The organism is Priestia sp. 40, assembly GCF_049368575.1.
GTDB lineage: Bacteria > Bacillota > Bacilli > Bacillales > Bacillaceae_H > Priestia > Priestia zanthoxyli.
In genome coordinates this window covers 71,787-97,185 of the sequence record NZ_JBMPZA010000017.1, presented here as the reverse complement: position 1 = coordinate 97,185, position 25,399 = coordinate 71,787, and the positions used below count along the sequence as shown (strand labels likewise).

Annotated in this window: 26 protein-coding genes; 19 read left to right on the top strand and 7 right to left on the bottom strand. The window is 38.1% G+C overall.

All coding sequences use genetic code 11. From position 1 onward, the window contains the following. Positions 1–11 precede the first annotated feature (11 nt). Positions 12–1,307, bottom strand: a complete 1,296-nt coding sequence (locus ACO1DI_RS20200) for a purine/pyrimidine permease (RefSeq protein WP_115653395.1) — start codon at positions 1,305–1,307, stop codon at positions 12–14. Between the two features lie 252 nt (positions 1,308–1,559). Here ACO1DI_RS20200 and ACO1DI_RS20195 point away from each other — a divergent pair, with 252 nt between their 5' ends. From ACO1DI_RS20195 to ACO1DI_RS20140, 12 genes are all read left to right on the top strand, one after another. Beyond that, positions 1,560–2,384, top strand: coding sequence for a M55 family metallopeptidase (locus tag ACO1DI_RS20195; protein ID WP_371905485.1), 825 nt, complete (start codon positions 1,560–1,562; stop codon positions 2,382–2,384). Positions 2,385–2,398: 14 nt separating this feature from the next. Then, entirely contained in the window at positions 2,399–3,328 is a 930-nt protein-coding gene (locus ACO1DI_RS20190) for an ABC transporter permease (RefSeq protein WP_014460904.1), read from the top strand. 1 nt (position 3,329) lies between these two features. Next, positions 3,330–4,268 carry an ABC transporter permease gene (locus ACO1DI_RS20185; protein WP_115653396.1) on the top strand — a complete coding sequence of 313 codons (939 nt, stop codon included), beginning with the start codon at positions 3,330–3,332 and terminating at the stop codon, positions 4,266–4,268. A 4-nt stretch (positions 4,269–4,272) separates the two neighbouring features. Next, positions 4,273–5,271 (top strand): ABC transporter ATP-binding protein, encoded by a 999-nt coding sequence (locus ACO1DI_RS20180; protein ID WP_155017147.1) that lies wholly within the window; start codon positions 4,273–4,275, stop codon positions 5,269–5,271. Positions 5,272–5,294: 23 nt separating this feature from the next. Further along, positions 5,295–6,938 carry a peptide ABC transporter substrate-binding protein gene (locus ACO1DI_RS20175; protein ID WP_182421173.1) on the top strand — a complete coding sequence of 548 codons (1,644 nt, stop codon included), beginning with the start codon at positions 5,295–5,297 and terminating at the stop codon, positions 6,936–6,938. 88 nt (positions 6,939–7,026) lie between these two features. Then, entirely contained in the window at positions 7,027–7,971 is a 945-nt protein-coding gene (locus ACO1DI_RS20170) for a S66 peptidase family protein (RefSeq protein ID WP_014460900.1), read from the top strand. Between the two features lie 31 nt (positions 7,972–8,002). Next, complete coding sequence (locus tag ACO1DI_RS20165; RefSeq protein ID WP_014460899.1) at positions 8,003–8,908, top strand: C40 family peptidase; 906 nt, start codon at positions 8,003–8,005, stop codon at positions 8,906–8,908. Between the two features lie 12 nt (positions 8,909–8,920). After that, complete coding sequence (locus ACO1DI_RS20160; protein ID WP_014460898.1) at positions 8,921–9,928, top strand: ABC transporter ATP-binding protein; 1,008 nt, start codon at positions 8,921–8,923, stop codon at positions 9,926–9,928. Beyond that, entirely contained in the window at positions 9,928–10,704 is a 777-nt protein-coding gene (locus tag ACO1DI_RS20155; protein WP_423145580.1) for a serine hydrolase, read from the top strand. The genes ACO1DI_RS20160 and ACO1DI_RS20155 overlap by 1 nt, the downstream gene beginning before the upstream one ends. A gap of 341 nt (positions 10,705–11,045) precedes the next feature. Then, the gene (locus ACO1DI_RS20150; RefSeq protein WP_013056190.1) at positions 11,046–11,597 is read left to right on the top strand and encodes a hypothetical protein; all 552 of its coding nucleotides are present in this window, start codon (positions 11,046–11,048) and stop codon (positions 11,595–11,597) included. A gap of 109 nt (positions 11,598–11,706) precedes the next feature. Next, complete coding sequence (locus ACO1DI_RS20145; RefSeq protein ID WP_014460896.1) at positions 11,707–12,234, top strand: GNAT family N-acetyltransferase; 528 nt, start codon at positions 11,707–11,709, stop codon at positions 12,232–12,234. A gap of 86 nt (positions 12,235–12,320) precedes the next feature. Next, the gene (locus tag ACO1DI_RS20140; RefSeq protein WP_182421172.1) at positions 12,321–15,089 is read left to right on the top strand and encodes a bifunctional diguanylate cyclase/phosphodiesterase; all 2,769 of its coding nucleotides are present in this window, start codon (positions 12,321–12,323) and stop codon (positions 15,087–15,089) included. A 38-nt stretch (positions 15,090–15,127) separates the two neighbouring features. On the opposite strand, the gene ACO1DI_RS20135 is transcribed toward ACO1DI_RS20140, so the two are convergent. Beyond that, positions 15,128–15,964 carry a TIGR03943 family putative permease subunit gene (locus ACO1DI_RS20135; RefSeq protein ID WP_209368642.1) on the bottom strand — a complete coding sequence of 279 codons (837 nt, stop codon included), beginning with the start codon at positions 15,962–15,964 and terminating at the stop codon, positions 15,128–15,130. Between the two features lie 16 nt (positions 15,965–15,980). After that, positions 15,981–16,850, bottom strand: coding sequence for a permease (locus ACO1DI_RS20130; protein WP_423145579.1), 870 nt, complete (start codon positions 16,848–16,850; stop codon positions 15,981–15,983). Positions 16,851–17,109: 259 nt separating this feature from the next. Here ACO1DI_RS20130 and ACO1DI_RS20125 point away from each other — a divergent pair, with 259 nt between their 5' ends. The 4 genes from ACO1DI_RS20125 (at position 17,110) to ACO1DI_RS20110 (ending at position 20,939) form a co-directional block, all read left to right on the top strand. Further along, complete coding sequence (locus ACO1DI_RS20125; RefSeq protein WP_182421170.1) at positions 17,110–18,060, top strand: ABC transporter substrate-binding protein; 951 nt, start codon at positions 17,110–17,112, stop codon at positions 18,058–18,060. Between the two features lie 90 nt (positions 18,061–18,150). After that, positions 18,151–19,158, top strand: a complete 1,008-nt coding sequence (locus ACO1DI_RS20120) for a FecCD family ABC transporter permease (protein WP_014460890.1) — start codon at positions 18,151–18,153, stop codon at positions 19,156–19,158. Then, on the top strand, positions 19,155–20,135 hold the full coding sequence (locus ACO1DI_RS20115; protein ID WP_014460889.1) for a FecCD family ABC transporter permease: 981 nt from the start codon (positions 19,155–19,157) through the stop codon (positions 20,133–20,135). The genes ACO1DI_RS20120 and ACO1DI_RS20115 overlap by 4 nt, the downstream gene beginning before the upstream one ends. Positions 20,136–20,153: 18 nt before the next feature. After that, positions 20,154–20,939, top strand: coding sequence for an ABC transporter ATP-binding protein (locus ACO1DI_RS20110; RefSeq protein ID WP_028414009.1), 786 nt, complete (start codon positions 20,154–20,156; stop codon positions 20,937–20,939). A 29-nt stretch (positions 20,940–20,968) separates the two neighbouring features. Here ACO1DI_RS20110 and ACO1DI_RS20105 read toward each other — a convergent pair whose 3' ends face one another. Continuing rightward, complete coding sequence (locus ACO1DI_RS20105) at positions 20,969–21,268, bottom strand: hypothetical protein (RefSeq protein WP_014460887.1); 300 nt, start codon at positions 21,266–21,268, stop codon at positions 20,969–20,971. An 88-nt stretch (positions 21,269–21,356) separates the two neighbouring features. Continuing rightward, entirely contained in the window at positions 21,357–21,908 is a 552-nt protein-coding gene (locus ACO1DI_RS20100; RefSeq protein ID WP_115653404.1) for a TVP38/TMEM64 family protein, read from the bottom strand. A 494-nt stretch (positions 21,909–22,402) separates the two neighbouring features. On the opposite strand from ACO1DI_RS20100, the gene ACO1DI_RS20095 reads away from it, so the two are divergent. The 3 genes from ACO1DI_RS20095 (at position 22,403) to ACO1DI_RS20085 (ending at position 23,583) form a co-directional block, all read left to right on the top strand. Then, positions 22,403–22,720: a hypothetical protein gene (locus ACO1DI_RS20095; RefSeq protein ID WP_182421169.1), complete on the top strand. Its 318-nt coding sequence runs from the start codon at positions 22,403–22,405 to the stop codon at positions 22,718–22,720. A 29-nt stretch (positions 22,721–22,749) separates the two neighbouring features. After that, positions 22,750–22,932, top strand: a complete 183-nt coding sequence (locus ACO1DI_RS20090; protein WP_182421168.1) for a hypothetical protein — start codon at positions 22,750–22,752, stop codon at positions 22,930–22,932. A 126-nt stretch (positions 22,933–23,058) separates the two neighbouring features. Next, complete coding sequence (locus tag ACO1DI_RS20085) at positions 23,059–23,583, top strand: cupin domain-containing protein (RefSeq protein ID WP_182421167.1); 525 nt, start codon at positions 23,059–23,061, stop codon at positions 23,581–23,583. A gap of 33 nt (positions 23,584–23,616) precedes the next feature. Here the strand turns inward: ACO1DI_RS20085 and ACO1DI_RS20080 are convergent, their stop codons facing one another. Beyond that, positions 23,617–24,219 carry a response regulator transcription factor gene (locus ACO1DI_RS20080; RefSeq protein WP_013056197.1) on the bottom strand — a complete coding sequence of 201 codons (603 nt, stop codon included), beginning with the start codon at positions 24,217–24,219 and terminating at the stop codon, positions 23,617–23,619. Next, positions 24,216–25,358 carry a sensor histidine kinase gene (locus ACO1DI_RS20075; RefSeq protein ID WP_014460883.1) on the bottom strand — a complete coding sequence of 381 codons (1,143 nt, stop codon included), beginning with the start codon at positions 25,356–25,358 and terminating at the stop codon, positions 24,216–24,218. Before ACO1DI_RS20075 ends, ACO1DI_RS20080 begins: the two co-directional genes overlap by 4 nt. Between the last annotated feature and the right edge of the window lie 41 nt (positions 25,359–25,399).

Genomic DNA, 25,399 nt, shown 5'->3' with positions numbered 1-25,399 from the left:
GCTTCTTTTTTTTACCCCTCTTTTGCACCTTGTCTTTTCAAAGAAAGTGATTCGGAAATTTCCAGTACAAGAATGATAATGGTGCCAAGAACTAATCCGTTGCTTAAAAACGTAGTAACTAAAGGAGGCAGTGTTGAAAAAGCTTGAGAAGGCAAAAACATCACCCCTATCCCCGACAGCAACGCAATACCGGCTTTTTTCATTGCTTTTTCGGGCTGTTTGGCATGCTTGAATTCTCCAATTCCAAGAGCCATCATCCCTGTAAAAACAGGAAAGATTGCCGCGTATCCAACGGCAGGAGGAAGAGCGGACATAATGGACGTTAAAGGAGTAAAGATACTCAGAAAAAGCAAAAGACACGATGCTACAATAAAAGGAACGCGGCTATAAAGATTTGTAGCTGAAATGAATCCACCGGAACCTGAAATAGGAACGGCACCGACACCTGAAAACAATCCTCCAAGCAGCTGACTTATACCCGAAACCATCCCAGAACGCTTAATATTGTCTTTTTCAACTTTTTCTCCTTTGTGTTTATAAACAGACTCAACAACACGAATAGAAGCGAGCATGTTTGTAATTAAAATGAGCGTCACAAAAAAAGCAGTAACAACCATATTCCATTCAACGCGAGGAGCTCCAAATACAAACACTTTAGGTATGTAAAATAACTGCGCTTGAAATTCGATCGGTTTAGCTAAACCCAGCAGTGCAAATACTCCCCAGCCCACACCGATACTAATAATAATGCTGAGCTTATTTAACGTCCGGTGCGATAGTAAATAAAAAGTCAGCAGCAAAATCGCAGCTGAAGTCAGCGCAATTGGAAGTTTAATAGCTGAATTTGTTTCTGTAATGCCAAACATTCCTTTTAAAAAGGAACCGCTGAGCTGCGTCACTAATAAAATTAAATATGTACCGGTAACTGTCGGGGTAAAGTATTTTGCTAGTTTATCAATGAGACCAAGCAGGCTCATCAAAATAGCAATTATTCCGCTTATAAGAAGGGTGAACTGCAGCACGCGGAGCGTTTCAGAGTGAGAACCAAACAGAACGGTTCCAAGGCTCGCATACAGAGAAAAGACGCCCCACCAAACGCCAGCTGGCCCTTCCATGATTGGGTATTTATGCCCTATAAACACCTGCAAGAGCCCGGATAAAGCTAAAATAAATAACGTTCGCTGTAAAAATTGAATAGAATCCGCTGCGTTTAAATGAAACTGAGAAGCAATTACAATAGGAACAATCATACTATTAGAAATCATAAATAAAAACCATTGTAGTGAAGCAATGGAAACTCGAAACATTCTTAACACCTCAATTAATGCCGACGAGCGGCTGAATGAACCAACAGGCTGCTCTATTATTTTACCATGGGATTTCCAATTTGTAAGCGATATCTTGTTAAAAGGACGATGGATAAAGTGTCAAAAAATTCAATATATTGTTGTAAAAAGAAGAAAGATAATTTATAATTTTCTTACAATTATAAATTATAAACATAAGAATAATTTATAATGCACTGACTAACAGTCAAGAAAGGAGGAGGAATAAGACAAATGAAACTATACCTGTCGGTTGATATGGAAGGAATTACGGGACTCATCGATCACACAAATGTTCTGCGACAGAAAGAAAATTATGAAAGAAGCCGCAAAATAATGACGGATGAAGCAAATGCAGTAATTTATGCAGGGTTTAGAGAACAGTGCTCAGAAGTTGTGGTAAATGACAGTCATTCGAGTATGAATAATCTCCTTGTTGAACAGCTTCATCCAGAAACTCAGCTTATTTCAGGAAGCGTAAAGCCATATTCAATGGTACAGGGATTAGATCAGACTTTTGATGGTGCTATGTTTCTAGGGTATCATGCTAAAGCATCCATGCCTGGTGTCATGTCTCATTCGATGATATTTGGTGCTCGCAATATGTACATAGATGATACGAATATTGGAGAGTTAGGCTTCAACGCATACGTCGCAGGCTATTACGGCGTGCCAGTTTTAATGGTAGTCGGTGATGACCAAACGGCGCTGGAAGCACAGCAGCTTATTCCAAACGTGACGACTGCTATCGTCAAACAGGCCATTTCACGTTCTGCAGCCAAAACATTAACCCCTAAGAAAGCAGAACAATTACTTCAAGAAAAAACAGCCGCAGCTATTCAACACAAACACCTTGTCAAACCTTTAATTCCACCTAAACATCCAACCTTACGAATAGAATTTGCAAACTACGGTCAAGCAGAGTGGGCGCATTTAATGCCGGGCACAGAAATTGAACCTGGAACGACGACCGTTCGGTTTCAAGCAAAAGATATTTTAGAAGCTTATCAGGCCATGCTTGTTATGACTGAATTAGCTACGCGCACAACATTCTGTTAGAAGGTGGGATAAAGGTGAAAAGTTATATTTTAAAGCGATTTTTATCCATGCTTGTTACGCTGTGGGTAATTGTGACCTTAACCTTCTTTTTAATGCATTCGATTCCTGGATCTCCATTTAATGAAGAACGAGCGACAAGCGATGCAGTTCAAAAAAACTTGGAATCATTTTATCACTTAGATGAGCCCCTAGCTGTGCAATACGTTCTTTATTTGAAATCCATTGTGACCTTTGACTTTGGTCCTTCCATTAAACAGCCGTCTCAAACAGTTAACGACCTTCTAGGAAGAGGGTTTCCCGTGTCATTTGAACTTGGAATGGTGACGTTAATTCTTGCAGTGATTTCCGGTATTACACTAGGCATTATCGCTGCTCTTAGAAGGAATGGAATAATTGATTACATTGCGATGAGCATAGCAGTTATCGGATTGTCGGTTCCAAATTTTGTTATGGCCACGTTGTTAATTCAACAGCTTTCTGTTAATTTTAAAATTTTACCTGCCGCTACGTGGACGAGCCCTTTACATATGATTCTTCCGACTCTAGCTCTTGCCACAGGTCCTATGGCTATTATTGCACGTTTGACTCGCTCAAGCATGATAGAAGTACTGACTCAAGATTATATTCGAACAGCGCGTGCAAAAGGGCTTTCGCCAGTGAAAATTGTATTTAAACACGCGCTTAGAAATGCTTTAATGCCTGTTATAACAGTTCTTGGAACGATTGCAGCCAGCGTATTAACCGGCACATTTGTTATTGAACAAATCTTTGCTATTCCTGGCATGGGAAAATATTTTGTGGACAGTATTAATACGAGAGACTACCCCGTAATTATGGGCACTACGGTCTTTTACAGTTCGATTCTCATCATTATGCTTTTTTTAGTAGACATTGCTTACGGAATACTTGATCCACGAATCAAACTGTATAAGAAGGAGGGATAACGTGCTGGAAAAACAGGAGTATAAGCAAATTCCTGATGAATGGTTTACCCCAAAGAAAAAAAACAAGTCTGAAGCCGAAGCAGTTGTAAGGCCGAGCCTTTCTTATTGGCATGATGCATGGCGCAGGCTTGTAAAAAACAAGTTGGCTATGCTGGGTCTCTTTTTTTTAGTCATTCTCGTTGTGATGGCTATATTCGGTCCTATGTTTTCACCGCACAGCGTAACGAAAGCTTCTTTTACAGAGCAAAACCTTCCTCCTTCAGCTAGTCATTGGTTTGGAACTGATGACTTAGGCAGAGATATGTACACTCGGACATGGTACGGGGCTAGAATCTCTTTATTTGTAGGACTGATGGCAGCGCTTATTGATTTTATCATCGGTGTCATTTACGGAGGGTTCTCAGGCTATAAAGGCGGAAAAACAGATAATGTCATGATGCGCGTAATTGAAATTTTATACGGTCTTCCTTATCTATTAGTGGTGATTTTACTGATGGTAGTCATGGGCCCGGGGCTTTCTACGATCATTGTGGCACTTTCCGTTACAGGTTGGATCGGGATGGCGAGAATTGTACGGGGGCAAGTATTGCAAATAAAAAACTATGAGTACGTGCTTGCATCCAAAACGTTTGGAACAAAAACTAGCCGTATCATTAAGCGGAACCTGCTTCCAAATACGATGGGACCGATTATCGTTCAAATGACACTAACCGTGCCAACTGCCATTTTTGCTGAAGCTTTTTTAAGCTTTTTAGGGCTGGGTGTACAGGCTCCTTATGCCAGCTGGGGAGTAATGGCAAACGATGGTTTATCAACGATTCTATCAGGCTATTGGTGGCGTTTGTTTTTTCCCGCTTTTTTTATTTCTCTTACCATGTTTGCTTTTAATGTCCTTGGAGACGGACTGCAAGATGCACTTGATCCGAAATTAAGGAGGTAAGCAAATGGAAAAAATGATCCAAATCAAAGACTTACACGTACAGTTTTCAACTTACGGAGGGCAAGTTCAAGCTGTAAGAGGCGTTAGTTTTGATTTACATAAAGGAGAAACACTAGCGATTGTAGGAGAGTCAGGGTGCGGAAAAAGCGTAACATCTCAAAGTATTATGAGGTTAATTCCGACACCTCCGGGCAGGATCACAAGCGGCTCTATTTTATTTAAAGGCCAGGATTTGACGAAACTATCAGAAAAGAAAATGCGAGACATTCGAGGCGCTGATATTTCGATGATTTTTCAGGATCCTATGACTGCGCTTAACCCAACTCTTCGCGTAGGTGAGCAAATTGCAGAAAATATTATGCAACATGAAAACATCTCAAAAGAAAAAGCCAAAGAAAAAGCATTTGAAATGCTGGAGCTAGTCGGAATTCCAAATCCTAAAGAACGCCTAAAGCAATATCCTCATGAATTTAGCGGGGGAATGAGACAGCGTATTGTCATTGCAATGGCCCTTGTATGCAATCCCGAAGTGCTAATTGCTGATGAACCTACCACAGCTCTGGACGTCACGATACAAGCACAGATTTTAGAATTGTTTAAGGATATTCAGCAGAAAACGGATGTCTCCATTGTTTTAATTACCCATGATTTAGGTGTAGTCGCTCAGGTAGCTGACCGTGTTGCCGTAATGTATGCAGGAAAGATTGTAGAAATTGGAACGAGAAGAGACATCTTTTATACGCCGCAGCATCCGTATACAAAAGGATTGCTGCGTTCAGTTCCTCGGTTAGATTTATACGAAAGTGAGCTTGTGCCTATTGCAGGATCACCTCCCGATTTATTTGCACCTCCATCCGGATGTTCGTTCGCACCTCGCTGTCCTTACGTAATGGAAGTGTGTGATCGCATGTATCCTGTATCGACAAAGCTGAAAGAAAGTCACCAAGTGCACTGCTGGCTTCAAGATGAGAGAGCCCAAAAATTTGTAACAACTATAAGCTAGATTTATAGAGGAATAGAGAACTTATGAAAGAGGGGGAAACAATGAAAAAAATAGGGTCTTTACTAATGATGTGTGTACTTATATTTGCACTTGCTGCCTGTACGGCCACAAAAGATTCAGGCGCGGAGCCAGAAAAGAAGAGCAGTACAGCAAAAGAAGACGGTAAGGTCCTTTATATGAATAATGGCGCAGAACCTACGTCTTTTGATCCACCTATTGGATTTGATTCATATTCATGGAATATGCTTAATAACTTAATGGAAGGGCTGACTCGTTTAGGAAAAAGCGATGAGCCTGAAGGAGCAATGGCCGAGAAATGGGATATTTCTGACGATAAAAAAGTCTATACGTTTCATTTACGAAAAGATGCTAAATGGTCAAATGGAGATGACGTAAAAGCAAGTGATTTTGTGTTTGCGTGGAAGAGGCTGTTAGATCCTAAGACTGGTTCTCCAGCGGCATTTTTAGGCTATTTCATTCAAGGTGGAGAAGAATTTAATACGGGTAAAGGCAGTGCTGATCAAGTAGGAGTCAAAGCGCTAGATGACAAAACCTTTGAAGTTACGCTTAAAAGTCCGCAAGCCTATTTCTTAAGTGTAGTTTCCAATCCAGCGTTCTTCCCGATCAATGAAAAAGTAGCGACAAAGAACCCCAAATGGTTTGCAGAAGCAGATTCTTTTGTTGCTAATGGTCCCTTTAAATTAACTCAATGGAAGCATAACAGTAATCTAGTCATGGAAAGAAACGATCAGTATTGGGATGCTAAAAATGTAAAGCTCGATAAGGTAAAATGGGCAATTGTTGAAAATACAAACACAGAATACCAAATGTATCAAAATGGAGAACTAGATGTTTCTGAAATTCCATCGGATTTAAGTGAAAAGCTGCTGAAAGATGGAGATGTTCATATCGAAGACCAAGCGGGAACTTACTTCTATCGCTTTAACTTAGATAAAGAGCCCTTTCAAAACAAAAATATCCGTAAAGCATTTGCAATGGCTGTAGATCAAGATCAAATTGTTAATTTTGTTACAAAGAATAAGGAAAAACCAGCTCGCGGGTTCGTATCTTACGGATTTAAAGATACAGATGGAAAGGATTTCCGTAAAACGGGCGGAGACTTATTAAAAACAGATGGCAAAGAAGCAAAAGCACTTCTGAAAAAAGGAATGAAAGAAGAAGGATATAAAAAGCTGCCAGCTATTACGCTAACATACAGTACAGACGATACGCATAAAAAAATAGCAGAAGCACTGCAGCAAATGTTCAAAGAAAATCTAGGCGTAGATGTGAAGCTTGCCAATATGGAATGGAATGTTTTCCAAGAAGAACAAAAAGCGTTAAAGTTTCAGCTGTCACGAAGTTCATTTTTAGCTGATTATGCAGATCCAATTAACTTTTTAGAGAGCTTCCAGACGGGTCATTCAATGAACCGTACAGCTTGGAGCAATAAAGAATATGATGAGTTAATTAAACAAGCTATGAACGAAACAGATAATAAAAAACGTTTTGAGCTTATGTATAAAGCAGAAGATATTTTATTTGATGAGATGCCGATCATTCCTATTCATTTCTACAACTATGTGTTTTTAATCAAAGATAACGTATCTGGAATTGTTCGTCATCCTGTTGGCTATTTAGATTTGAAGTGGGCGGATAAACAGTAAAGTGGAACTTTTCGTCAGAGGGGATTTCAATTCCCTTCTGACCCAAGTTTCACTTTCTTCATTTCTTTACCCAAAAGGAGTGTAACAAATGATAAAACCAAAACGATTACAAAAAGGTGATACAGTAGCTGTTATTGCACCTGCTAGTCCGCCTAATCAGCATAATCTAAAAAAAGGAATAGAATATTTAAAGGAAATAGGATTAAACGTAGTAACAGGCGCGCATTTATATAAAAAAAACGGGTACTTAGCAGGGACTGATGAACAGCGAGCAGCCGATATACATGCGATGTTTGCCAATAAGCAAGTAAAGGCAATTATCTGTGCATGCGGCGGGTACGGGACTGCTAGGCTTGCCTCGCAATTAAACTACGATTTAATTAAGCGAAACCCAAAGATTTTTTGGGGATATAGCGATATTACGTTTTTACATACGGCTATTCATCAGCGCACAGGTTTGGTTACCTTTCATGGGCCCATGCTTTCATCAGATATCGGAAAAGAAGATGTTCATATAGAGACGAAGCAAGCTTTTTATCAATTATTTTCTCACCGTTCTTTGTGCTACACGGATCAAATTAGTCCGCTCGACACTATTTGTGAAGGAGAAGCAACTGGACAGCTAATAGGTGGAAATCTAACTTTACTCGTAAGCACGCTTGGCACACCATTTGAACTAGATACAAAGAATCGAATTTTATTTATTGAAGATATTGATGAAGAGCCGTATGAAATTGACCGCATGATGACACAGCTGTATATGGCCAATAAACTGCAGGATGCAGCGGGAATTATTATCGGAGATTTTCATAACTGCTATCCTAAAAAACGTAAGGAGTCGCTTTCATTAGAAGAGGCATTAACAAGTTACCTGACTTCTTTAAAAAAGCCTGTTATGAGAGGGTTTCGCATCGGGCATTGCTCTCCTCAAACAGCTGTGGCGATTGGAAACTATGCCACGATGTCGACTTATGAACGAATGGTTGAATTTGAATCCGGTATTACATTACCAAAAGATAAAGTCGAACGCTGAAGGTTAAACCTGCAGGGAGGATAAATAAGTGATGGATAAAAAAGCGTATTACGTTTGTGTAGCTGTGGCGACTGTTTGGACTTCCTATGACTCTAGCAGAGAAATAGATGACAATGCAATAAGTTTCCCAGTAAAACTGGATAAATGGCTAGAACAATTAACGTATACACGTCGGTTGGAGCTTTGTGAGAAAAATTTAGTTCAAACGCAGCTATTACTAGGAGAAGAAGTGTATGTAACAGAAATGAAAGGTAAATGGGCAAAAATCGTTATTCCTTCTCAGTTTTCTTCTAAAGATGAAAGAGGATATCCCGGGTGGGTTCCTTTCCACCAACTGATTTCTCAAGCTGAATATTTTCCATTGAATAAACCAACGGCAGTGGTATCAGCAGCGATTGCGACACTGCATCTAGCGGAAGGAGCCTTGCAAATTAGTTATCAAACGCACCTGCCTCTTTTAAAAGAAGATAAAGAATGGCTAGAAGTTCAAACGCCGGTTGGCAGTGGGAGAATAAAACGTCAAGATGCTGTTGTAATAGAGGATAGAAACCGTAAAGTAAAAGGAACTGGGGATATGATTATTGCAGCAGGAGAACAGTTTTTGAATCTTCCATATTTATGGGGTGGCATGAGTGCTTGGGGATATGATTGTTCCGGGTTTGCCTATGCTACTCATAAAGCAAACGGATATCTTATTCCGAGAGACGCCACCGATCAAGCAAGGCAAGGAAAAGAAGTAGGATTAGACTCTATTCAAGCTGGAGATTTATTGTTTTTCGCTTATGAAAAAGGGAACGGGTCTATCCACCATGTTGGTATTTATTACGGTAAAGGAAAAATGCTTCATTCACCTAAAACGGGTAAAACCGTCGAACTGATCGAATTAAAAGGAACTATTTATGAAGAAGAGCTGTGTGCAGCCCGGCGCTATTATTAGGAGGTGGCAGTTATGACAACGAAGCATTTGTTAGAAATAAAGCAGCTGAGCAAATATTTTTCAATTACGAATAAGCAGGTTTTGAAAGCAGTAGACGGCGTGTCCTTTCATATTTCAAAAGGAGAAACCTTTGGACTTGTTGGTGAATCCGGCTGCGGAAAATCAACTGCCGGGCGCACAATCATTGGGTTGTATAACCGTACATCGGGAGAGGTGCTTTATAAAGGAAAAAACGTGCATGAGCTATCAGAGAAAGAAAAATTTGCTTTTCACCGTAATATGCAAATGATTTTTCAAGATCCATATGCTTCACTAAATCCTCGTTCTACCGTAAAGGAGATTATCTCAGAACCAATGGAGGTTCACGGACTTTATTCGAATAAAAAAGAAATGCTGAACCGGGTGTATGAGCTGCTAGAAGATGTGGGGCTAAATCGTGATCATGCCAATCGCTATCCTCATGAGTTCAGCGGCGGGCAGCGCCAGCGTATAGGAATTGCGAGAGCTTTAGCACTAAATCCAGAGTGCATTATTGCAGACGAACCTATTTCTGCTTTAGATGTGTCTGTACAGGCTCAGGTAGTTAATTTATTAAAAAAACTCCAAAAAGAAAAAGGGTTAACTTATTTATTTATTGCACATGACTTGTCGATGGTAAAGCATATAAGCAGTCGTATTGGAGTTATGTACTTAGGGCATTTAGTAGAATTAACCACAAGTTCGGAGCTGTATCAAAAACCGCTTCACCCATACACTCAAGCTCTACTATCAGCTATCCCTATCCCTGATCCTGACGTTGAGGATAATCGGAAGCGAATTGTTCTTAAAGGAGAATTGCCAAGTCCCATTAACCCTCCCTCTGGCTGCGTGTTTAATACGCGCTGTCCTCTTGCAGTAGCAGCCTGTAAGACTCAAAAACCAGAGTGGCAGGAAGTTGAAGACAATCACTTTGTAGCCTGTCACTTATACAATCAAAAGATAATGAGTAACAACTATATTGAAACAGCTGCGACAAAATGATGGAAAAAGCAAGGATGAAAATAGAAGATGCAGTTACTACATGGAAGCGGAGTAATAATGGACTTATACGCATTCATATTGAAGGAAAAGAATCCATACAGATTAATTCTTTTATCCAACAACGAGCAGCAAGTACAATCAAGCTGCTTCTTGCAATAGAAGCGTTTCGTCAAATTGATGCGGGCATCTTGACTTTAACATCTGTCATTCAAAGAACGGAAAAAAACACGGTTGGCGGAGCAGGTGTACTTAGAGCTCTTCCGCGGTTAACATATATTAAAGTGGAAGAGCTGCTTACCCTTATGATAATTGTTTCTGACAACACAGCTACAAATGAGCTCATTTCTTTAGTAGGATTTGAAAAAATTAACGAATGTGCTAAAAATCTAGGATTAAAGAAAACTGTTTTAAACCGCTATATGATGGACGAAATCGCTGTTAAAAAAGGGATTGATAATTATACGTGTGCCTCTGACGTAGTAAAGTGTTTAAGGGAAATATATGAAGGAAACCTTTTGCAAAAATCTAGTCGCGAAAAAATAATGAGAATGTTAGAAATGCAGCAGTTTCAGCATAAGCTTCCAGCACGTATAGGATCAGCGTTTCAAGCTGCGAATAAGACTGGAGAACTACAGGGAGCAGAACATGATAGTGCTATTCTCATGCGAGGTAACGAACCGTATTATGCCGTTGTTTTGATAGATGGACTAAGTGACAATGAACAGGGAAGGAGATTGATTGCTGATATTGGATACCTTCTGTTATCTAACATCTAAAAATCTGTTGACCATATACTTCAATAAGCGAGATTGGTTTGCTCCCTTTTATTTAATGTCTTCTATCAAAGAAAAACTCACATTTACTAATAATAAATGCTTGTCTTCTCAGATTTTGGCGAGACCGTTGTTTGCTGTGCTGGATTTGTGCTAGTAATAGATAAACATGTTCTTTTTCATAAAATTTTATGAAAAAATAATGATAAATCATTCATCCTATACCAACTTATTCATATTTTTTATATAATAGAATAATAGTATATATTTTAAACGAATAGTGAATGTCTATGCAAAGCAGCAAGGAGCATGAAATTATTCGATTCATAAATGGTGGTGTATGTATGGCAAACGAACATGTAATGATAGATATTATAAAAGCATTTAAACGCAATTCAACTGAATCTATTGCCATGGATTTAATTAAGGAAGTGCGAGGGACATTTAGTCCATTACCTAAATATATAGCGGATTTAATTGATGAGCTGAGAAAATTAAATTTAAAAGACGAAGTGATCAGTGTAATCTTGTATCAATCTGTATATGTGGCAGATCATCAATTTAATATTAAAGATACCATTACCAATCGTCAGTTTGTAAAAGATACGATTGAAATGGGCAGAAGATGGGTGCATCAGTACGGCCGAATTGAAACAGTAGAAGAAGCAATTCACATTGCAGAGCAAGTATCTACAAAAGAGGACTTGCCTCATCATTTGCAAACAGCAACAATTGACGAAAAAATTACGCTTGAGGTGCAGCTTGATCATCAAACGTATGAAATGTTAAAAAATATAGCGGTTTATTATGATCATCATTCCTATGAACAGTCAATGACTGTAGCAATTAATCGTTTATATACGCAGCTGCGCGATGCACAATCAAAAAATAGTTAAATGTCAAATCTCACATGTTCTGTGCACCATGTGAGATTTTTTAAGAGGTGAAAGAGGCGCAGATGAAAATGTCTTGCTCCATCGTTCATCAAAAGGAGGGAGAACATTGATGAGGGTATATTTATCTCCTCTTCAAAAAAAAGATGCTTCTAAAGTTTTTGCATATTGGTCGGATGAAGAGGTTACTAGATATATGAATATTGAGCCCTTTACGACGCTTTATCAGGCGGAAAGCATGATTGCACTTCTCCAAAGTTTGACGAAAGAAGGGAAAGCAACACGCTATGCAATTCGATTAAAGACTTCCGATGAGATCATTGGAACCTGCGGTTTAAACCGTATTGATTATGTTAAAAAGCAAGCAGAGATTGGGTATGATTTAGGCAGACCTTTTTGGAAAAAAGGCCTCATGACAGAAGCGCTCTGCCTTTTGCTAGAAAAAGCTTTTGAAGAGTTTCACATACAAGAAATTGAAGCAAAAGTTGATCCTAATAATAAAGATTCAATTACTCTTTTAAAAAAATTCTCGTTTCAACTAGAAGAGGCGTATGAATCAGATGATTGCACTTGTTTATACACCGTCAACAAGAAAAAAGTGAGCGCAATATTGTCAGGACATTCAAAAGGTAAGAAGTAAATCAAACAGAAGTTCTTTTGAAATAGTAAATATTTTTAGGCCTTAACCGATAACAAAGAAAAGAACGAATTGAAGGAAGGTCATGAATGAATCATCATACACATTTACTAGAAGGGACGTACAATGAGTTACTTGTTACACTCTCTTTCCTTATCGCTATTACTGCGGCGTACGCTTCTTTTGGGTTAGCTAATCGTGTAAAAATTTCCCGGGCAAAATTTATTCAGTTTTGGTTAATCAGCGGGGCATTTACATTGGGAATAGGCATTTGGTCCATGCATTTTATCGCTATGCTTGCTTTTCACTTGCCCGTAGATGTTTCATATAATTTATGGTTTGTTCTTCTCTCAATCTTGGGAGCGATAACGGGATGTTATATAGGCCTCTACCTCATTCACACACAAAAGAAAAGTATAAAAGCACTTATCATTGCAGGGAGCGTTATGGGAGCTGGAATTGTTGTTATGCACTATTCCGGCATGATGGCTATGGAGCCAATTATGATTTCATATGATCCATTTATCGTTTTTCTCTCTATTCTTATTGCTGTTGCTGCTTCTAATACAGCTTTGTGGCTTGGTTTTTACTCAAAGCTAAATGAAGGGAAGCTTACCGTTTTTGCTAAGCTTATTTGTTCTACTATTATGGGTATTGCTATTGCTGGTATGCACTATACGGGCATGCAGGCAGCTTCTTTTTCAGGAATGTCAATGTCTGAACAATCAAACGGTTTTGCCTTAAACCCAATATATTTATCCGCCGTTATTATTTTTTTTATTGTATGCCTATTTACGGCTGTATTTTTAACCATTTTCATGGATCGACGCGTACAAAAACAAGAAGTTTTAAAATGGGCTTTTTTTGAATCTGCCCTGGATGCTATTTTGGTGATCGATGAAAAAAAACATATTTTATCGCTCAATTATGCAGCGGAAACGCTTTTCTCTCTTAAAGCATCAGATGTAATCGGGAGTCATGTTGTTAAGCTGCTGCCATTCTATAAATTTTCTTCTCTACAAGACGGACGAACTGAGCACTCCCTTTTGATAAGTAATAGAGAAGTTACGGTTGAAATAACGGTGATGGCGGTAGGGATTGAAGAAACGGTTGAGTATATGCTGTATATCCGCAACATGACGCAAGAGCGCGAAGCAGAAAAAACGTTGATTGAAGCAAAAAATCGCTATGAAAACTTGTTTTACTCCTCTCCATTGGCAATTATGGTTCATCGGGAAGAAGAGGTCGTGTCTGTTAATGATGCTATGATTCAGCTTTTAGGAGTAACGGAAGACCAGCTCGTTGGTAAATCGTTATATGATTTCTTTTCAGCTGAACAAGTTCCTGATATTAAAAAAGGATTAAAGACAGTAAAGGATAGAAAAGATGAGCCAAGACCTCCATTAGCTCAGTTGAAAATGTTTAATGCGTTAGGTAAGGAACTCTTTTTAGAAGTGAAATCTACGCTCATTCAAATTAATGGAGAGACGCTTTTTCAGACAGTAACTAGAGATGTAACGGAGCAGAAAAAAGCTCAAGAATCGCTTCAATATATGGCTTTTCACGATATGCTAACAGATTTACCAAATCGAAGTATGTTTTCAAGCATTGTAGAGAAATCCATTGATTCAGCAGCTGCTTCAGGAAAAAAGCTTCATTTCTTATTTTTAGACCTCGATCGTTTCAAACAGGTAAATGACACGCTTGGTCATCATGCTGGAGATCAGCTTATGCTTCAGGTGGTCGATCGAATGAAAAGCTGCTTAAGAAACCAAGATGTGCTTTCGCGCTTTGGAGGAGATGAGTTTTTAGTTTTACTGTATGATAGGACGGATGAAGAAGTAAAAAAAATCTGTCAATCATTAAATGACTGCTTATCCACTCCTTTTGTAGTGCTATCGAGAGATGTTTATTTAGGGGTAAGCATCGGAGTTAGTTTGTATCCTAAAGATGGAAATTCGCTTGAAGTGCTAGTTCGCCATGCTGATTTAGCGATGTACGAAGTCAAAAAACAAGGGCGTAATCATTATCTGTTTTATCAAAAAGAAATGCAAGTTCATACTACGCGACGAATGAGAATTGAAGATGGTTTACGCAAGGCTTTTGAGCTGGGCGAAATGGAGCTTCACTATCAGCCGAAAGTCAATATTCAAAGTGGCCATATTGTTGGAGTGGAGGCTTTGATCCGGTGGACTCATGCCGAGATGGGCGTCATTTCTCCTGCAGAATTTATTCCGATTGCTGAAGAAACAGGCGTTATTGTTACACTGACGAAATGGGTATTAAAAAAAGCGTGCCATCAAAATAAGCATTGGCAGCTTCAAGGACTTCCTCCCTTAAAAATGAGTGTGAACATATCAAGCGTGGATTTTGGTACAACTGATTTTGTTGAATATGTGTTAGGTGTCTTGCGTGAAGTAGAGTTAGAATCACGATATTTAGAACTTGAAATTACGGAAAGTGTAACGATGAAGCATGTTGAGCAAACAATTGAAAAGCTACAAATCTTAAAAGATGCAGGGGTATTTATTTCGATTGATGATTTTGGCTCAGGATATTCCTCGTTCAGCTATATTCAGAAGCTGCCTATTCATACGCTGAAAATTGATCGGTCTTTTATTAAAGATTTAGATCCTAATACAACGGAAGTGTCGATTGTCAGAGCCATTATTACACTAGCCAAAAGTTTGCAGCTATCCGTTGTAGCAGAAGGTGTAGAAGAAGTTGAACAAGTAGAACTTCTTCATAAAGAAAAATGTGATGAAGTGCAGGGATACTATTTCTCCAAACCGATTTCAGCGGAAGAATTTTATGAGAAATTTCATAAAATCGAAGAGAAAATGGAATTCGTTCATTAATGTAAAAAGCCGTTCTTATTTAGAAGAACGGCTTTTTATTATTGGTTATTTCGATATACATAAGGGTCTTTTGGAGACTGCTCACGCTTTACTTTTGTTACTTTCACAACAGGGATGGTTTTTTTGAACGGCTGGTAATACATTGTACTAATTTTTCCTGTAACCGTTGCCCAGTCATCATTTTTAAAAGTAACATCATCTGGAAACTCAATAAGCATTCCAAACACCCCTGAATCTGCAATACAATGAATGATACCAAAGCGAAAGAGAAAATATTGATTCTTTTTTAATTCTTTCGTTTGATACATAAATCCTTTAAAAGAAATGGTTTTGTCAGTGAATTCACCAGGATATCGGTAAATAGTCTCCATTGCATTTAAAAATTCCTCATCTTCTAAGTTGATATTTTCTCGTTTAGAAAACTTTTTAAGATCACGATGAATCATTTTGTCATAGGCTTCTTCTCCGTAAAAAGAACTTGTGTCAGGCTGTAAAAATTGATGAGAAGAATAAGGATCTTTTTTGTCATAAATAGGAAAATGAAACCCTTTAGCTTCAACAATATTAGAATCAAGGGTTGCGACAGGTAAAAATAAGACCGTGAGTACAGGTAAAATATAAATTGGGTACCATGCTCTTCGTTTCCATTTGCCATCTTGATGATCATGGACGCATCCACAGCTACAATCATCATCATGTTTTTTAGGACCTATCATGTAAAAGATTAATTCTGCAATGGTCAAGAACCAAAGGACAAAGATGGTGCAAAATGAAATCCAGGAATATTTCATATTGATATATTTTGAGATATCCCCAGTTGCATGAAGGTGCATGAAGATGAATGTAAACCCTATTAAAATTAAAATACGAATCATGCCAAATCCCTCCTTACTAATGAACAATTAAAATCGAAACAATAAGTACTAAAATGAAGACATACGCCAAAAGCGTAAAGACAAATTTAGTCTTAAACTGGCTTAGCATCATCAGCGTATTCTTGATATCAAACATTGGACCGAATACCAAGAATGAAACAATAGCACTATCTGTAAACGTACTGCGAAACGAGGAAGCGATAAACGCATCTGCAGAGGAACAAAGCGATAATACGTAGGCAAGTCCCATCATTACCGCATTTGATGAAACATTTCCTTGTCCCAATGAAAGTAAAGTAGAGGTCTTCACGAACGTTTGCATGCCGGCTGCAATTAATCCGCCAATAATTAAAAATTTCCCAACAGAAAAAAACTCATCAATAGTATGACGAATCGATTGTGAAACTTTCTCACTCATTTTCTTGGGGGAAGTATGCAAATGAACCTCACGTTTTGTCTGAGGTGCTTTGAATTGAACACTTAAAATAAGACCTACAAGTAAGGAAACAATAAAAGCTACTCCTGCCCAATAAAATACTATTTTCCAATCATTTCCGAAAGCTACAAAGGTAGAAAATAAAACAACAGGATTAATAATAGGGCCTGTTAACATAAAAGGAATGGCAGCATAAAGGGGAACCCCTTTTGCCATTAAACGTCTAGTAATAGGAACAATTCCACATTCACAGGCTGGAAAAAGAGCTCCAATCACACTAGCTAATATGACAGCACCTATTTTATTTTGAGGAATAACTCGAGCCATCATTTCATCCGTTACAAAAATTTGAATAATTCCTGAAATGATCACACCTAATAATACAAAAGGAAGAGCTTCAATAAGAATACTAATAAATATAGTATTCATTTGTAATAGAGACGAATTCATTATTTTCACTCCAAAATTAAGTTTATCTAAAATGTATTAGTGCAATAAAGTTGTATTTGGTCAACTTGTACATAGTGTATCGTAAAAAGGGAAGGGAATAAAGCTTTTTCAAAAAGAAGTGAAAGGATTTTTTTGTTATTTATTCAAAATATGTCCCGTATTACGAGAAAACTATTGACTCATCTTGAATTAACAGATAACATTGATGATAATGATTATCAGCGTCATCAAGAGTATATACATAGGAGGAAGCATTAAAATGAAGCAAGTTAAAAAGACTAGACTTCTCAGTATAGCTACTATTGTTGCTATTTTATTTGTTCTAGCAGGATGCGGGTCAAACCAAAATTCTTCAAAAGAAAATTCAGATAATAACCAAAAGGTGTCTGTTCAGCATGAGCTTGGAAAAACGAAAGTTCCTAAAAATCCTAAAAAAGTAGTTGTTCTTGAACTATCCTTTGTGGATGCTCTGCAAGGTTTAGGAATGAAGCCAATAGGGATTGCAGACGACAACAAAAAAGATATGATTAAAAAACTTGTAGGTGGAAAGATTGACTATACTTCAGTAGGAACACGTCAACAGCCGAATTTAGAAGTAATTAGTTCCCTGCAGCCGGACTTAATCATCGCCGATGTGCAGCGTCATAAAGCAATTTATAAAGAATTAAACAAAATTGCACCTACAATCGAATTAAAAAGCCGTGAATCTACATATGAAGAAAATATAGACTCATTTAAAACAATTGCAAAAGCAGTAGGAAAAGAAAAAAAAGCAGAGCAGCGATTAAATGAGCATGAAGAAACGATTTCAAAATTAAAAAATGAGTTAAAAGAAGAAAGTGGTCAGACAGTCTTACCAGCAGTTGTCAGAGATACTTCTTTCCAAGCGCATACGTCTTCTTCTTATGACGGAGAGTTTCTTGAAAAGCTAGGGTTGAAGAACGCTGTGCAGAACAAAGAAGCATATGCTGAAATGAATTTAGAACAGTTGTCAGACATTAATCCAGATATTTTAATCCTAGCAAATAATGAAGGCAAACTTGTAACGGATGAATGGAAAACAAATCCTCTTTGGGAAAATTTAAAAGCTGTTAAAAATGATAAAGTGTTTGTAGTAGACCGTGATTTATGGACAAGATTCCGAGGGGTAATTTCAGCTGAGGCAATTGGAAAAGATACGGTTAAGTTACTAAACAATAAGCAGCAGTAATATAACGGAATCTGACAAAGAGGCGAGAATAGTTATTCTATTCTTGCTTCTATTTGTTTAGAAAAGAAAACTGTAGAAAGTGTGTTGGAAATGACAAATCTTGTCCAAAAGCAAAAAATAAATAAATACATTGTGTTGGTAGCTAGTGTTTGCTTGTTAATCATCGGAATGATTTTACATGTCGCTGTGGGATCCTCTGCAGTTAGTTTTACAGAAGTAATTAAAGCAATTTTTGCTCCTGATGACTCTAAGCAGACAACGATCGTACAGACGCTCAGGTTGCCAAGAGCCGTGCTGGCAGCTCTTATTGGAGCCAGCTTGGCAGCTGCTGGAGCATTGATGCAAGCTATTACACGAAATTCGCTTGCTTCACCCCAAGTGTTTGGGGTAAATGCAGGTGCTTCATTAGCGATTGTAATAGCTTTTATTCTATTTCCTGATCTTACCTCTCAATCAACTGTTTATATTGCCTTTTTAGGAGCAGCTTTAGGAGGAATAACGGTTTATTTGTTCGCATCGGGCGGAAAGACAACTCATGTGAAACTAGCACTTGCCGGAATGGCCGTGCATTTATTTTTATCGTCGCTTACTCAAGGAGTGATTGTGTTAAATGAACAAGCTACGGACGTTTTGTATTGGCTTGTAGGTTCTATTAACGGGAAAGACTGGACTCATGTAAAAATTTTGTTACCTTGGTCATTTCTAGGTCTTCTTCTAGCTTTTGTATCATCTCGTTCTATATCGATTCTAGTGTTAGGAGAGAATATGGCAACGGGTTTAGGCGAAAAGGTAAAATGGATTCGCTTTTTTGCAGGTATACTGGTCATTATGCTTGCAGGTGCATCTGTTGCCGTTGCGGGGCCAATTGGGTTCGTAGGTCTCATTGTACCTCACATAGCTAGAAAATTAGTAGGAGGAGACTACCAGCGAATCCTGCCATTTTCAGCTCTATTAGGAGCCATTTTGCTTGTCTATGCCGATGTACTTTCTCGTTTCATTGCCTATCCTTTTGAGTCGCCAGTAGGGATTGTAACAGCTCTTATCGGAGCTCCTTTCTTTTTATATCTTGCTAGAAAAGGGAGGAATATTAAGCAATGAAAAGAAAACACCCTTATCAAATATTAAGTATCTTATTGCTATGTTTAATAATCACGGTTGTAATTAGCTTAGGAGTAGGAGCCGTTTATATTTCCCCTGCAGAAATCTTTCAGCAAATAGTAGGTAGTTCCCAAGGTAGTTCCTTTATTTTAACAAATTATCGCATTCCACGTACCCTCATTGCTATTGTGGTCGGTGCGGCTTTAGCGGTAGCAGGAGCTATTTTGCAAGGGATATTAAAAAACCCGCTTGCTTCTCCTGATGTTATCGGTGTAACAAAAGGAGCAGGGCTATTCGCCGTTTTTATCTTAATTGTATTTCCAGCTGCTTCTATGCTTCTGCTGCCGCTTTCAGCTTTTTTAGGAGCATCGGTCATCGCCGTTATACTCATGGTGTTTTCCTATTCTCAAGGAGCTAAAACTCATACGCTGGCTTTAGTGGGTGTAGCTTTAGGAGCTATTTGCCAGGCTGGAATTCAGTATTTTATGATTAAGTTTCCAGATGACGTGAATACAACTCTTCTTTGGCTTACAGGAAGTTTATGGGGAAGAGGCTGGAGTGAGCTTTTGATGTTAATTCCTTGCGTCGTACTTGTTCCTTTTATTATTATATTTGCATCTAAGCTCGATATTTTAAACTTAGGAGATGAGATTGCAGTTGGCCTAGGAGAGCGAACAAAGTACGTTCGTTATACACTATTGAGTATGGCTGTGATATTAACCGGTTTATCTGTAGCTGTAGTTGGGTCAATTGGATTTATTGGTTTAATCGCTCCTCATATTAGTAGGAGGTTAGTAGGGAGTCGGTCGAAGTTCTTGTTACCAGTTTCAGCAGCAGTAGGTGCTTTATTCCTGCTAATTGCTGACAGTCTCGGAAGAGGGGTTGTGCCGCCCATTGAAATTCCAGCTGGAATCGTAACATCCGTTATTGGTGCCCCTTATTTTCTATATTTACTGCGGCGTGAACAGAAAAATTAGGAGAAAGGAGGAAGAGTAATGACAAAGTTAACTGCGGAAAAACTTTCGCTATCATATGATTCAACTTCAGTTATTCGCGATATTGACCTTCACATTCCAGAAGGAAAGATAAGCATAATCATTGGATCAAATGGCTGCGGAAAATCAACAATCCTTCGTTCATTGGCGCGTCTATTAAAGCCGACAGAAGGAAATATTTATTTAAACGGAAAAGATATTCATCAACATTCATCAAAAGAAGTAGCAAAAAAACTGGCTATTTTGCCTCAAGCTCCTGAAGCTCCTGAAGATTTAACAGTAAAAGAGCTATGCTATTATGGTCGTCACCCTCATAAAGGCTTATTTGCTCGCTATTCTGCTGAAGATCATCAAATTGTAGAGGAGGCTTTACAGGCAACTAAACTGTCTAATTTAAGTCATCGCACACTGGATGCGCTCTCTGGAGGACAGCGTCAAAGGGCCTGGATTGCAATGGCATTAGCACAGGGTACGGAGCTTCTGCTTTTGGACGAGCCTACCACATATTTAGATTTAGCTCATCAGATTGAAGTGCTTGAACTTCTTCGTTTCTTAAACCAAAAGAGAAATTGTACAATTGTGATGGTCTTGCACGATTTAAACCAAGCAGCTCGCTATGCAGATCATTTAATCAGTATTTCAAACGGTCAGATTTACAAAGAAGGTTCTCCTGCTCAAGTATTTACAGAAGAAATGATAAGAGATGTGTTTAATTTATCATCAACTATCATTCAAAATCCGGTTGATGGTTCACCTCTATGTATACCAACTGGAATCATAAAATAAACTGCACTTAAAAAAACAGGGTACTATTTTCACATAGTACGCTGTTTTACATTTAAGGTCAGAGCTAACAGTTTATACAGTGCATAGATTCCAAGGTACGCTCCGGTTAATAAAAAAGCTGAATTTAAAAAAATTGCATGAATGCTCGTCATAAAAACAGTATGATTCTTTAAGATACGATAGATAGAAGCAGCGGCTATATTTCCAAATACTAGCGCTGAAAGAAGGGCTAACGTATTAAAAACTAGTTCTGCTCCTTTCCACTTTAGTGAGAAAAAAAGCATGATAATAGGAACAATAATACTTCCAGAAACCAACAGAAAAATCAATGGACCATCTCCAATGCGTTATCTTATTACAGTTACATAAGATAATGTTTTTGCTTATTTTTAGATAGTCTTCCCTTTTTATAGTCTGTTAAGCTTTTTTCTTCCATTTTTTACTTATATAAAAAAGTAAAATGATGGATAAAATTGCTAAAATGATTTTACCTTGCATCGATCCTTGTGAAATATGATAAACCGAATAAACTTCAATAAAAAGCGCTGGAATTTTTCCAAGTGCGCTAGCAGAAATGAATACCGCAAAGGAGCCTTTTCCTACAGCGCTGAAGAATGTAATGAGACCTGATGGAACAAAGGGAAGTAATCGTAAAGAAAGAATTAATATAAAACTCTCTTTCCCTTGTACGCGCAGCAGCTTTAGCCACTTGGAGTGAGAAGGTGTTTTTGTATGAACAAGTGTACGGAAACCTTTCCGATACAGCCAAAAAGAGAGAGCTACACCTAAAACTTCTCCAATAAAAGAAAGTAAAAATCCATTCCAAAAACCAAATAATTTTACGTTTACGAACGTAAGGGGTGCGCTTGGAAATACGCCAGTAATACTAATAAGAATGTTCAAGGCAATGCTAATAAGCTCTGCTGCTTCTAAATGTTCAAGCAGAAATGTTTGAAGATAGTCAGTCATGGTTATACTCCCATTTATGTTTTACCTGTAGGGCTATTTTAGTTGTTTTTCTACTATTATATAATTTTTGGCATGAAATAAGTAGGTAAGCAGTTTATAAAAAACGAAACAGGGTAACTACTTACTAATGAAAGATGATTTACTGATTTGAAGGGATGGACAACTCATGTTGAAATTTTTGCTTGTTATTGTAGTCGTATTATTAATTATTATGATTTTTAAACGCTTTATCCGAAAATAGAAATGCTAACTAAGCAGCTCGTGAGATCTTTCTCACGAGCTCTTTTACGGAGCTATTCAGTAGCTCAACAATACACTTTTTACCTGTGATGAATATCACTGCAGCTAGAGAAATGAAGGGGTAAGATAGAAATGGGAGGGAGGTATATGGAATTATTAGTCTATCTCAGCGCTTATTTATCAGGGGGAGCTATCGCATTATGGCTAATTAATGCAGCATTTAATGGATTATTAAAATAACAGAGGGAGAGAAAATGAACGATTCTAAAGGTATATTTAACGATAAAGAAAGAAAGCTTGCTCGCTATTTGGAGACGTACACAACCGAGCAGATTTTAAACGAAGCAGGCATGTCTTCGTCTGCTGCGCTATATGAGTTGAAAAAAATAAGATTACCGCGGGCAGTTGCTAATACGATTGTTTATTACGTACTGGCAACAAATAATCAAAAGCTGGTTATGTACAAACTGCTAATGTTAGCTGGCGTTTGTAAAAAGCTAGGCATTCAAGATGCACAGGCAGCCCTCACTTTTATCAAAAAATATTACGTTTGTCATCACCATTTACACTAAAAAGTACATCTATCTGAGGGGGAAAAAAGATGAATATTGTCCCGTTTAAGCAGCGTTCATCTGCAAAAAATGATCAAGGCAGAGAACAGCCGTTTCATTGTTTTATTGAGGGAGATCGATTTCAGTTAGATTTGTATATGACATATTTATTTCATCGCTGCCATTCTAGCAGGTATAGATATAGCCGTGCTAACAGAAAGGGTAGGATGTAATGATAAGATACAAGTGGTAAGCGGCTTCATTTTCCTAATGGAATAATGAAGCCGTTTGTTGTGTTAGAAAGAATGATTTACTATGATGTAGTTAATGATAAAAGAAAAAGGAAGGGAAGGAACGTAATGGATTTACATAAGTGGGAATATTGGATTTCAAAGCTCGAGCTGCAGCCTCATCCAGAAGGAGGGTTTTATAAACAAACCTATCGCTCCAATGATGAAATCTCTGATAAAGAAGTGTCATCGCAGTTTGATGATAAACGATTTCTATATACGAGTATTTACTTCTTATTAAGGTCTCAAGATGTATCACATTTCCACCGGCTGCAATCAGATGAACTATGGTACTATCATGGGGGAAGCCCTTTAACCATTCATATTATCTATCGTGACGGAACCTATCAAGAAGTAAAACTAGGTATAAACTTAGAAAATGGAGAAGTTCCTCAATTTTTAGTTCCAAGAGATACCATTTTTGGTTCCACTGTGGCAAATGAGAATACGTTTTCTCTCGTTGGATGCATGGTCGCACCAGGTTTTGATTTCCGTGACTTTGAATTATTCACAAAACAGCAGCTGCTTGATGAATTCCCCGAGCATGTTGTGATCATCGACAAATTAGGGTACGATAGATTGCCAAATGATTAAAAAGCATGCATCTCGGTTTGATGCATGCTTTTTTCATTTGAACCAGCCTTTTTCCTTAAAGCGAGTAATGGCTTCAATGCGGTTCTTTACTTCGAGTTTGTCCAGAATGGTAGAAATATAATTGCGCACCGTTCCAGTCTTAATAGATAGTTCGTCAGCAATTTCCTTTGTGTTTTTTCCATCAGCTACTAGAGCTAATACTTCTTTCTCTCTAGCTGTAAGAGGACTGGTAGATTCACTATATAAGTCATCCACTAATTCGGGGGCATAGAGGCGTCTGCCTGCCATCACGCTTCGAATTGAATTTGCGAGTTCTTCACTTGGACTGTCTTTTAGCAAATATCCGCTCACGCCTGCTTTCAAAGCTCTTTGAAAATAGCCAGAGCGAGCGAACGTTGTCAAAATGATGACTTTGCAGTTTAAATCTTTCAGTTCCTCTGCAGCTTCAAGCCCAGTTTTAAGAGGCATCTCGATATCCATTACGCATATATCTGGCTGGTGCTGCTTAGCAAGTGATACTGCTTGTTCCCCATTTGAAGCTTTTCCGACAACTTCCATGTCATCTTCTAAATTTAACAAAGAGCCTAAAGCCCCTAACATCATTTGCTGATCTTCGGCAATGACAATTCGAATCATAATTGTTCCTCCTTAATATGTTTGACGATGTTTGGAACTGTAATATGAATAATCGTCCCCCCTTGACTGGAGATATCAAGATGGCCGTTTACAAACTCCAGCCGTTCTTTCATTCCTAAAAGACCGTTTCCTTTCCAGCAGGTTTTTTTCGTATTAATACCAACTCCATTGTCTTCTACCGTTATGCCTACTTCTTTTGCAGACTGATGTAAAGTAATCGTGCAAACAGTGGCTTGGCTATGCTTGACCACATTGGTTACGGCTTCTTTTAAGCACATGCTAAGAATATTTTCAATGAGTAAAGACACGTTCTCTAATGAAATAGCCTCGTCTCCTACAAACTTAATTTCGGCAGCTTCTAAAAGCTCTTGAACGCGTTTTAGTTCTTCACTAAGGCGGATTCCACGCATTTGAGAAACCATTTTTCTCACTTCATTAAGAGCCGTGCGCGCTGTTTGCTGGACATCTTTTAATTCTGATTTTGCTTTTTCAGGATCTTTTGCAATAAGTTTTCTTGCTAAATCACTTTTTAGACCGATAAGAGACAGCTTTTGTCCTAACGTATCGTGCAAATCGCGAGCTATCCGCTGGCGTTCTTCCTGTTTTACAAGCTCAGAAATACGTTTATTTGCATCTTCAAGCTGTTCTTCCAGACGGTCTCGCTTCTTCCGATTATAAATGCTAAATGGCAGTACAATCACACTGATGGAAATTACAAAAATGAAAGGCAGCTGTTTTAAAAAGATCTCTTCTTGCATAACAACGTTAAAGTTTACCGAAATAACGGTGCTAATTAAATGAACAGCATACAAAGTAAAGAAAGCGAGCCGTTTTTGGATATTTCCAATAAAATAAGCGATAAAAAAAGCAAAGTAAAAGGCAAAGTAAATATAATTAAAAATAGTTGTTAGGGCTAAGGAGATAACGATTAACAAAGCCGTCCATACGTAAACGGACTTGTCTGTTGAAACAAATGCAAAACGATAGAAAATAAAAAATAAGATGGTGAGTAACGAACCAACAATAATGTGATTCATGGATGAAGACTGTAAGATAAAATAAAATGGTAAAATGGCAAATACCGTCCATATGTAAGGAGATAGCCCAGTGATTTTTTGGAAAAACGTATATTTTTTCATAAAGAACCTCGTTTACTTGTTAAAATACACTATTAGTTTAC

What these genes read in the sequence shown, in the direction of transcription:
- ACO1DI_RS20200 (WP_115653395.1), bottom strand. Translation starts at nt 1,307, where the DNA reads ATGTTTCGAGTTTCCATTGCTTCACTACAATGGTTTTTATTTATGATT.
- ACO1DI_RS20195 (WP_371905485.1), top strand. Translation starts at nt 1,560, where the DNA reads ATGAAACTATACCTGTCGGTTGATATGGAAGGAATTACGGGACTCATC.
- ACO1DI_RS20180 (WP_155017147.1), top strand. Translation starts at nt 4,273, where the DNA reads ATGGAAAAAATGATCCAAATCAAAGACTTACACGTACAGTTTTCAACT.
- ACO1DI_RS20175 (WP_182421173.1), top strand. Translation starts at nt 5,295, where the DNA reads ATGAAAGAGGGGGAAACAATGAAAAAAATAGGGTCTTTACTAATGATG.
- ACO1DI_RS20170 (WP_014460900.1), top strand. Translation starts at nt 7,027, where the DNA reads ATGATAAAACCAAAACGATTACAAAAAGGTGATACAGTAGCTGTTATT.
- ACO1DI_RS20165 (WP_014460899.1), top strand. Translation starts at nt 8,003, where the DNA reads ATGGATAAAAAAGCGTATTACGTTTGTGTAGCTGTGGCGACTGTTTGG.
- ACO1DI_RS20160 (WP_014460898.1), top strand. Translation starts at nt 8,921, where the DNA reads ATGACAACGAAGCATTTGTTAGAAATAAAGCAGCTGAGCAAATATTTT.
- ACO1DI_RS20155 (WP_423145580.1), top strand. Translation starts at nt 9,928, where the DNA reads ATGGAAAAAGCAAGGATGAAAATAGAAGATGCAGTTACTACATGGAAG.
- ACO1DI_RS20150 (WP_013056190.1), top strand. Translation starts at nt 11,046, where the DNA reads ATGGCAAACGAACATGTAATGATAGATATTATAAAAGCATTTAAACGC.
- ACO1DI_RS20145 (WP_014460896.1), top strand. Translation starts at nt 11,707, where the DNA reads ATGAGGGTATATTTATCTCCTCTTCAAAAAAAAGATGCTTCTAAAGTT.
- ACO1DI_RS20140 (WP_182421172.1), top strand. Translation starts at nt 12,321, where the DNA reads ATGAATCATCATACACATTTACTAGAAGGGACGTACAATGAGTTACTT.
- ACO1DI_RS20135 (WP_209368642.1), bottom strand. Translation starts at nt 15,964, where the DNA reads ATGATTCGTATTTTAATTTTAATAGGGTTTACATTCATCTTCATGCAC.
- ACO1DI_RS20130 (WP_423145579.1), bottom strand. Translation starts at nt 16,850, where the DNA reads ATGAATTCGTCTCTATTACAAATGAATACTATATTTATTAGTATTCTT.
- ACO1DI_RS20125 (WP_182421170.1), top strand. Translation starts at nt 17,110, where the DNA reads ATGAAGCAAGTTAAAAAGACTAGACTTCTCAGTATAGCTACTATTGTT.
- ACO1DI_RS20120 (WP_014460890.1), top strand. Translation starts at nt 18,151, where the DNA reads ATGACAAATCTTGTCCAAAAGCAAAAAATAAATAAATACATTGTGTTG.
- ACO1DI_RS20115 (WP_014460889.1), top strand. Translation starts at nt 19,155, where the DNA reads ATGAAAAGAAAACACCCTTATCAAATATTAAGTATCTTATTGCTATGT.
- ACO1DI_RS20110 (WP_028414009.1), top strand. Translation starts at nt 20,154, where the DNA reads ATGACAAAGTTAACTGCGGAAAAACTTTCGCTATCATATGATTCAACT.
- ACO1DI_RS20100 (WP_115653404.1), bottom strand. Translation starts at nt 21,908, where the DNA reads ATGACTGACTATCTTCAAACATTTCTGCTTGAACATTTAGAAGCAGCA.
- ACO1DI_RS20095 (WP_182421169.1), top strand. Translation starts at nt 22,403, where the DNA reads ATGAACGATTCTAAAGGTATATTTAACGATAAAGAAAGAAAGCTTGCT.
- ACO1DI_RS20090 (WP_182421168.1), top strand. Translation starts at nt 22,750, where the DNA reads ATGAATATTGTCCCGTTTAAGCAGCGTTCATCTGCAAAAAATGATCAA.
- ACO1DI_RS20085 (WP_182421167.1), top strand. Translation starts at nt 23,059, where the DNA reads ATGGATTTACATAAGTGGGAATATTGGATTTCAAAGCTCGAGCTGCAG.
- ACO1DI_RS20080 (WP_013056197.1), bottom strand. Translation starts at nt 24,219, where the DNA reads ATGATTCGAATTGTCATTGCCGAAGATCAGCAAATGATGTTAGGGGCT.
- ACO1DI_RS20075 (WP_014460883.1), bottom strand. Translation starts at nt 25,358, where the DNA reads ATGAAAAAATATACGTTTTTCCAAAAAATCACTGGGCTATCTCCTTAC.